Source organism: Gordonia terrae (assembly GCF_001698225.1).
GTDB lineage: Bacteria > Actinomycetota > Actinomycetes > Mycobacteriales > Mycobacteriaceae > Gordonia > Gordonia terrae.
The window spans coordinates 4,513,962-4,522,059 of record NZ_CP016594.1; the positions used below are offsets into that span (position 1 = coordinate 4,513,962).

At 65.5% G+C, this 8,098-nt stretch carries 5 protein-coding genes and 2 pseudogenes; 4 read left to right on the forward strand and 3 right to left on the reverse strand.

Annotated features, from left to right (window positions below; all coding sequences use genetic code 11):
• Positions 1-28: 28 nt before the first annotated feature.
• Genes BCM27_RS20055 through BCM27_RS20065 form a run of 3 tightly spaced genes read right to left on the reverse strand, consistent with a single transcriptional unit; the run spans position 29 to position 3,191 of the window.
• Positions 29-709, reverse strand: coding sequence for an urea amidolyase associated protein UAAP2 (locus BCM27_RS20055; protein ID WP_004022480.1), 681 nt, complete (start codon positions 707-709; stop codon positions 29-31).
• A 15-nt stretch (positions 710-724) separates the two neighbouring features.
• On the reverse strand, positions 725-1,588 hold the full coding sequence (locus tag BCM27_RS20060; protein ID WP_004022481.1) for an urea amidolyase associated protein UAAP1: 864 nt from the start codon (positions 1,586-1,588) through the stop codon (positions 725-727).
• 37 nt (positions 1,589-1,625) lie between these two features.
• Positions 1,626-3,191: an amino acid permease gene (locus tag BCM27_RS20065; protein WP_004022482.1), complete on the reverse strand. Its 1,566-nt coding sequence runs from the start codon at positions 3,189-3,191 to the stop codon at positions 1,626-1,628.
• 252 nt (positions 3,192-3,443) lie between these two features.
• On the opposite strand from BCM27_RS20065, the gene BCM27_RS20070 reads away from it, so the two are divergent.
• The 4 genes and pseudogenes from BCM27_RS20070 to BCM27_RS25555 form a co-directional block, all read left to right on the forward strand.
• Positions 3,444-4,097 carry a TetR/AcrR family transcriptional regulator gene (locus BCM27_RS20070; protein ID WP_004022483.1) on the forward strand — a complete coding sequence of 218 codons (654 nt, stop codon included), beginning with the start codon at positions 3,444-3,446 and terminating at the stop codon, positions 4,095-4,097.
• A 466-nt stretch (positions 4,098-4,563) separates the two neighbouring features.
• Positions 4,564-5,622, forward strand: a pseudogene (locus tag BCM27_RS20075) (DUF222 domain-containing protein); the annotation flags it as partial.
• Positions 5,623-6,220: 598 nt separating this feature from the next.
• Entirely contained in the window at positions 6,221-7,675 is a 1,455-nt protein-coding gene (gene ltrA / locus BCM27_RS20080; RefSeq protein ID WP_306304215.1) for a group II intron reverse transcriptase/maturase, read from the forward strand.
• Between the two features lie 105 nt (positions 7,676-7,780).
• Positions 7,781-7,987, forward strand: a pseudogene (locus tag BCM27_RS25555) (HNH endonuclease); the annotation flags it as partial.
• Positions 7,988-8,098 lie beyond the last annotated feature (111 nt).

Below are 8,098 nucleotides of genomic sequence, written 5' to 3' on the forward strand. Positions count from 1 at the left end.
CGCCCGGGGGCGCGGCGGAAAGAGATTCTCAGAACGGCCGGGTGACGATGACGCGCACCGCGGTGGGGTCGAAGCCGTTGCAGGGGTTGTTGATCTGCGGACAGTTCGAGATGAGGACCAGGGTGTCGACCTCGGCCCGCAGCGCCAGTCGCTTACCGGGTGCGGACAACCCGTCGACGATGCCGAGCGAGCCGTCGGGGTCGACGGGCACGTTCATGAAGAAGTTCACGTTCCCGACGAGGTCGGCCTTGCCCAGTCCGTGGCGGCTGCCCTCGATGAGGAAGTTCTCCACGCATGCGTGCTGATGCTTGGTGTGGTGGCCGTACCGCAGCGTGTTCGACTCCTGCGAGCACGCGCCGCCGAGGGTGTCGTGGTTGCCGACCTCGTCGGCGACGATCGTCATCAGCGGTGCGGAGTCGTGATCGCGGATGACGCTGCCGGTGGTCAGGAAGATGTTGCCCTGCGCGGTGATCGTCGCCTGTGCCGAATACCGCCGCGTGGTGTCGTCGGCGGCGTAGAACAGCGTGTCGACGGCCTGATTGCCGTGCAGGTCGACGATGGTGAGCACGTCGCCGGCGGCGACGACACCCGACCACGGTGCCCGCTCGCCCACCTGCGCGTCGTCGACGACGGTGCCGGGGACGAGGGCGAGTCCGGCGGCGGGTTCCGTCGCGACATCGGGGATGACTGCGGAGTGTGTCTCGGTCACGATGGGTGGTCCTCTCTACTGGACGGCTCGGTGATGAGCCGCGGCCCAGACGTCTTCGGAGTTGGCGACGGCCCGCTGGTACTCGGGGTCGGTTCCGGCGACCTCGGCCAGCAGGGTGTCGAGATCGTTCTGCGCCTGCCACGCCAGCACTTCCAGCGAGGTGGTGCCGAAATCGGGCGACGGATCCAGGGGGTGAGCAGTGTTGGCGATCGCCACGGTGCACGGCAGATGCAGGATCAGATCCACGGTCCGGCCGGGCCCGGCGCTCCCGGTCGAGCGCAGCGCCCCGTCGGCGTCGACGGTGACGCCGTGGAAGAACGACAACGACGGGGCGACGTCGGTCGGTGTCAGACCGTGTTTCGCCGCGGCGAGCGTGAACAGTTCGCGACCGGCGGGACTCGTCGAATACACCTCGCCCGCGCCGTATTTCGCTGCATTCCCGGCAAGGGTGGACGTGCCGCACAGCGCGTCGTGATGCCCGGAGTCGTCGGCGACGACGGTGGCCAGCACCCGGCCCTGGTCACTGAGCAGCGGATGGCCCGCGCCCAGGTAGGCCTGCCACGGGACCTTGACGGTGTCGGCGACGTTCAGACGTTCCCACGGCGCGTCGGCGCGCCACAGCAGCACGTGTGCGCACGCCGCCCCGGCGACGTCGGCGAACCGCAGGCGGGTCCCCCGAGCCAACACCTTGCTGGTGTAGCGACCGCCGGAAACCGTCTCCGCCCAGGTCAACGAGGCCGCCGGCACGTCGTCGGGCGGAGCGGGCCAGTTCGACGCGGGCACCACCGGCATGCTGTCGGTGATCGCGCCGGCCTGCGCGCGGGCGTGTTCGCGTGCACCGGTGGTGGTGCCGGTACCCGCCGCGGTGATCGTGCTCATTCGGAACTCCTTGTCGTGGTGATTGTGTGCGGCGCGCTCAGGCGGACGGATCGGTGTTCACCGGCCGGGGGTGTTCCTTGCCGCGGGGATAGCAGGCGATCCCGACGAGGACGGTCGCCACGATGCAGATGGGACCGGCCCACCGCAGGATCGGCATCTCACCCGCCGGGTCGAAGACCTCGGCCCGCGGCCATGCCAGGTTGATCACCATCAGGGCGCCGTAGAGCACCGCGAGGGCGTTCACCGCGATCCCGAAACGACCCAGGCTGAACAGCTTTCGGCCACCGGCATCGACGGTCGGGTTGCCCCGGCCGCCACGATGCGGCCAGCCCTGGAACCGTCGGTAGAGCATCGGACCGGTGACCGCGAGATAGGCCAGGTAGATCAGGATGATGCACACACTGGCGAGGGTCGCGAAGATCGCGGAGTTGCCGACGTTCACGAGCAGGATACCGATGCAGAGCACACCGATCAGGATCGAGGGCAGGATCGGGGTCCCGGTGCGGCTGTTGACATGTGACAGTTGCGCGGAGAACGGGAGCCGGCCGTCGCGGGCCATCGAGAACATCAGACGCGAGCAGGCGGTCTGGATGGCGAGGGTGCAGATGAAGATGGCCACCGCCACGTCGGCGAGCAGGACCTTGCCCCAGAAGCTGCCGAGTACCGAATCGAGAACGTACGGCAGACCGCCGGTCGCGAGTTGCTCGTCGAGGGTGGGCGCCGCCATGAGGGTGCCGAGCAGCATCAGTCCGCCGCCGATGGCCGACACGGTCAGCGCCATCCGGATCGTACGAGGTGCGACGCGGCGCGGGTCGCGGGTCTCCTCGGCCAGCTCACCCGCCGACCCGAAACCGACCATGACGTAGGCGGCCATCAGACCGGACACGATGAACGCCCAGATGTAGCCGGGTTGCTGACCGGGAACGCCGGTGTCGAAGACGACGTCGGGGCCGCGCTGGGCGTGGGTGAACAGTGCCAGGATCACCGCGACGACACCGACGAGTTCGCAGACGACGCCGATGCTGTTGACCCGGCTCATCCACCGGACGCCGACACAGTTGATCGCGGTCACGACCACGAGCAGGACCGAACCGAGCAGCACCGCGTTCGCCGCACCGCTGGTGGTGGTCAGAGTCGGGTCGTCGCCGATGATCTGGAATCCGATCCAGATCGACGGCAGGACGACCTGCAGGGCGATGGCGGCCGCAGCGGCGGTGACCACCTGCGCGATCATCATGAACCAGCCGCCGAACCAGCCGACGACCTCGCCCCCCATCCGGCGGGACCACTGGTAGATCGCGCCCGAGATCGGGTACCGCGCAGCGATTTCGGCGAAGCACAGGGCGACCAGGAACTGGCCGGCGTAGACGATCGGCCAGGTCCAGAAGAAGGCCGGACCGCCGAAACCGAACCCGAGGCCGAACAGCTGGAAGATGGTGGTCAGGATCGAGACGAAGGAGAACCCGGCGGCGAAGGACGCGAACTTGCCGAGCGAGCGATGGAGTTGCTGGTCGTAACCGAGCGCCGAGAGGTCGTGTGCGTCGGCGTCTCCGGCGGGCGAGGAGGGCGTCGTCGCGGGAGCCACTTCGGGGGTGGAGGTCATGCGCGGTCTTCCTTTCGGAGAAGAAGCTCCACGTTGAGCAACGGTGTGAGTCAGGCACTGTTTCCTGTCACCTGATAGATAAGCCCGCTCGGATTTCTATCGATTGACAGGATTGTTCCGGTCGTGAAAACTCCGGTTACGTCCCCGTTACGCGCCTGGGGTTACCCCGACCTGCGGGTTCGTGTGCGGCAGAAGAGCGTAATCCGTCGGCTAGGGTCGGGAAATCGCACCGACCCTATAAAGGAGACGAGCATGCCGACCGGCTCGAGCGCGGCCCCGACTCCGATCGGTCGCGGCCGTCCGCGCCTGGTGCCGGCACGGCGACGCGGGCAGACCGCACGCGAGGAGATCCTCGACGCCGCCGCCGAATTGTTCACCCGTCATGGGTACACCGGGACATCGACGCGGATGATCGCCGAGGCGGTGGGCATCCGGCAGGCGTCGATGTACCACTACTTCGCCACCAAGGACGACATCCTGGCGACGCTGCTGGAGACGACCGTCGTCGCCTCACTCGAACGCGCACGGGAACTCCTCGACGGCGACGAGCCCGCGCTGACCCGGCTGCTGGAACTCGCACGTTTCGACGTCGACCAGCTGGCGCAATCGCGCTGGAACCTCGGGGCGCTGTATCTGCTGCCCGAGGTCGCCGACCAGCGCTTCGCCGAATTCCGTTCGGATCGACAGGAATTGGCCCACTCCTACGCGGCGCTGGCAGCCGCTGCGCTCGGCGATGACACCGACCAGCGCACGCTGCTCCCCTTCCGGCTGGTGGAGTCGGTCATCATGATGCGTGCCGACGAGCAGCGCGGCGAACTCGGCGAGCACACCGCCGCCGGACTCGCCGCCACCGTGGTCGGCGCCATCCAGATGCTCCTCGAGCACCGGAGCGGGTCGAGTTCGTAGCCGCGGAACCGCAGCGGCACAACAGATATACCCAAGATGATCCAAGACTGGAGCATGCCCCGACACACCCTGGTTCGGGTCGCCAGTGGAGCTGCTGAACCGGACTCGCGCCGTCGACCGTGCGCCCATCTCCGTCGACCATGCGCCCCGCTCACGTCGCCCTTTTGCAATACCCGACCGTAGGACGAGACCCCCTTCAGCAGGACGTACCAGGTCGACGCCGATGGCCGGACCTTGATGAGCAGATCGTCCGGCCACCGACAGCGCGAACCACCCGCAGGGCCGGTCCCGGCGTTCCACTGCGCGCAGAAACTGTCACCGCAGATCCACCACTCTTGCGCCGAATCCCTAACGAGTGAGGCTGGAATTGACGGCAGTCAACGATGGAAGCACAGTCGACGAAATATGTTGCAAGGTAAACTATTTCGCGATTCTGAGCCTGTGGAAAGTCCTCGAAATCGAACGAATGTTCCCGTATAGTGGAGACATGCCAGAGCCCGCCACTCTCCTCGACCACCTCATCGAGACCACCCCACCCACCGACGACCTCACCGGCGCAGCAACATTCGACGCACTGAACACACTTCGACTCATACGCAATATCGCTGACCACCAGATCGTCACCCACACAGCACAACTCGACGAACTCGGCGTCGCACAAAAGGTCGGGAGCACCACCAAGAAGATGCTGATCGAATCAGGGCACGCACCGAGCTCGGCCCACCGCGTCATGCGCAGCGTCGACGCCCTACCCGAACTTCCGACGCTTGCTCGTCACGCCGCCGACGGGCGACTCACCGGCGAGATCATCGACGCCATCATCCGCGGAATGAACCACATTGAAAAGCGGTGCTCGGCACCTCTTTCCGACGAAGACAAGACGGCGCACGAAATCGAGCTCCTCGGCCAAGCACTCTCCGGGGCAACGCCGACACAAGTCCTCGAACACGCCCGCACCATCGGCAACACCCTCACCGACGCCGACGACACCGGCATCCCCACCGCCGACGACTCATCCTTGAACTCGGTCAGCGCCCACACCACCGACGACGGACGCATCGACATCCGCGCCGATCTCACCCAAGTCGTTGGCGAAAAGTTCCAGGCGATGATCGACTAACGATCCTGCCCGCGACCCGAACCCGACGGCGCCCAGGATCGGCGCACCGCCGAGCAGCGCCGCGCCGACGCCTTCGAGCTGATCCTCGACCAAGCAGCACTCGGAGCCACCCTCGACACCGTTGGTTCCCCACGGACACAACTCATGCTCACGATCCCCGCCACCGGCGCCGACCCAGCCACCCTGCCCTGGACCGGATCCGTCAGCCATGCAACAGCGAAACAGCTGTCGTGCGACGGGTCGCTGACCGAAATCGTCCTCGATACTGAAGGCGTACCCCTGCAGATGGGCCACACCCACCGCCTGTTCCCACCACACCTACGACGAGCGATGATCGTGCGAGACCAATGCTGCATCAAATGCGGTGCACCACCGTCACACACCCAGGTGCACCACATCGCACACGTGCGCCCTGAGGCGCGTTGTTACCGATCGGGGGTGAGAGACCCCCGGACTCGGGTCGTCACAGCGGCCTGAGGAAGCTGGGAGGCAGCGCGGATCTCGTTGGGAGTGTGTGAGGTTCGGGTGGCAAGCGGCCTCCGACAAAGTTGGGTCGTGTCAGTACTGCCAGATGGCACGGGCCTGGTGAGCAAGACGAGAAGGTGTACGTGAGGAACCAGTGTCAGAGGCCTCGTTATGTGGAACCGACTGCAATCTGGCGGATTGGTCGGGATATGGTGCGCGCGAAGGGAAGTGTAACCAGACGCGTCCGCCGGTCACCGCAGCCGCGGGGACCGGTAGCCGGTGGAGAAGTGCTGTGGGGTATCTGCCGGGGCCATCGGGGTAAAGCTGGGCACCTCCCTCGTCGATCGGGAACATCGTGAACAGGGGAACCCATCGGGTGTTCCCGCCGGGTCAGGTCGCGGCCAGCGGCAACCGGGCGGGTAGATGCACTGCCCATCAACGGCATCGGGTGGGGGCGGAGCGGTCGTAGTACTCCGAGGACGGGAAAGCCGGCCACATGGGGAAGGACCGCAGTAGGACGCGCAACGATTGGACTGTAATGACAGAAGATGCACCGATGAATATCGGTGCCGCGCTGACCAGGCCGTTCACGGCACGTCAGCGGGTACTGGGGATGCAGACGAAGTTGCATCGCTGGGCGGCGGCCGATCGTGGTCGTCGGTTTGAGGATCTGTACAACCTTGTGGCCGACCCGTGTTTCCTCGTCGAGGCGTGGACACGGGTTCGGGGTAACCAGGGAGCAAAGACCTTCGGGATCGATCGCCGTACCGCGGCCTCGATCGAGGCATCCGCACAGGGTGTGACCGGGTTTCTGGAGGACGTTCGTGCTCAGTTGAAGGCGCGGACGTTTCGTCCGGTCCCGGTACGGCAGGTGATGATTCCCAAAGCCAATGGCAAGAAACGAGGATTGGGAATCCCGACCGTCACCGACCGGGTCGTGCAGGCCTCCCTGAAGCTGGTGTTGGAACCGATCTTCGAGGCCGATTTCTCGTCTTCGAGTTACGGATTCCGACCCGGCAGGCGAGCACAGGACGCGATCGAGGATATCCGGTTTCATGCGGCCCGAGGTTATGACTGGGTGTTTGAAGCCGATATCGCCTCGTGTTTCGACGAGATCGACCATCCCGCGCTACTGGCGCGGATACGGGCACGAATCGCCGATAAACGAGTTCTGGCACTGATCAAGGCCTTCCTCAAAGCAGGAATCCTCGATGAGGACAAAGCCTTCCGGGACACACACACCGGCACCCCGCAGGGCGGTATTCTTTCGCCCCTGCTGGCCAACATCGCCCTCTCGGTCCTCGATGACCACATCGATGACTGGTGGGCGGCCCACAACAACAGCAGCGCACGCGCTGCGCACCGCAACCGCGGAGGAGCGACCTATCGGCTCGTCCGATACGCCGACGACTTCGTGATTCTGGTGCACGGATCGCACGCACACGCCGAACAGTTGTGGGATCAGGTGGGCGAGATCCTGGCGCCGATGGGGCTGCGTTTCGCCCCAGAGAAAACCAGGATTGTCTCCACCGCACAAGGGTTCGACTTCCTGGGGTTCCGCATCCAGCGGCACACCCAGAAAGGCAGCACCCGGTCCTACATCTACAGCTACCCGTCACAGAAGTCAGTCGCTTCGATCCGACGCAAGCTCAAGAGTATGACCCGACAGATCACCCACCAAGCCCCGGACCAGTTGTTCCTGCGGCTGGGCAGGACCGTCCGTGGTTGGGCGCAATATTTCCGGCACAGCTCGGCCAGCGCCACCTACTCGGCACTACGGCACTATCTGTGGTGGCGGGCGTGGAGCTGGATCAAGAACAAACACCCCCACACCAGTCGGAGGGCTTTGTTCGCCAGATACAACCGACACCGGTGGCCGGAATACAACGGAGTCAGGCTCTATGACCCGGCAACGATGACCATCCAGCGTTATCGCTACCGCGGCAACAAGATCCCGACCCCGTGGGACACCTCACACGCCATCCCAGCGTGACCTACGGAGAGCCGGATGCGGTGAAAGCCGCACGTCCGGTTCGGTGGTGCGGCCCCGGGAAATAGCCTGCGAGCAATCGCAGACACTACGCCCGGGGCCGACACCAACTGGGCCGACGGCGGACCCACCGACCTCGACAACGGCTGCCTGCTCTGCCAACGCTGCCACACCCAAGTCCACCACCACGGGTGGGACATCGTCATGGGCTTCGACCGCCACCCCTGGCTGGTGCCACCCGCCTCGATCGACCCACAACGCCGACCACGACCCGCCCACAACCGACGCACCATGCGACTCGACAACGCCGCCTGACCGCAACACACCTATAGCGCAGCACCTTCCGCACCCGGGCCTTACTCGGGACCGCGCTCGTACCTTGACAACTCCACAGTGAAACGGGCCCGATCCGCGTTCCCGCTCGCA

What these genes read in the sequence shown, in the direction of transcription:
- BCM27_RS20060 (WP_004022481.1), bottom strand. Translation starts at nt 1,588, where the DNA reads ATGAGCACGATCACCGCGGCGGGTACCGGCACCACCACCGGTGCACGC.
- BCM27_RS20065 (WP_004022482.1), bottom strand. Translation starts at nt 3,191, where the DNA reads ATGACCTCCACCCCCGAAGTGGCTCCCGCGACGACGCCCTCCTCGCCC.
- BCM27_RS20070 (WP_004022483.1), top strand. Translation starts at nt 3,444, where the DNA reads ATGCCGACCGGCTCGAGCGCGGCCCCGACTCCGATCGGTCGCGGCCGT.
- ltrA (WP_306304215.1), top strand. Translation starts at nt 6,221, where the DNA reads ATGACAGAAGATGCACCGATGAATATCGGTGCCGCGCTGACCAGGCCG.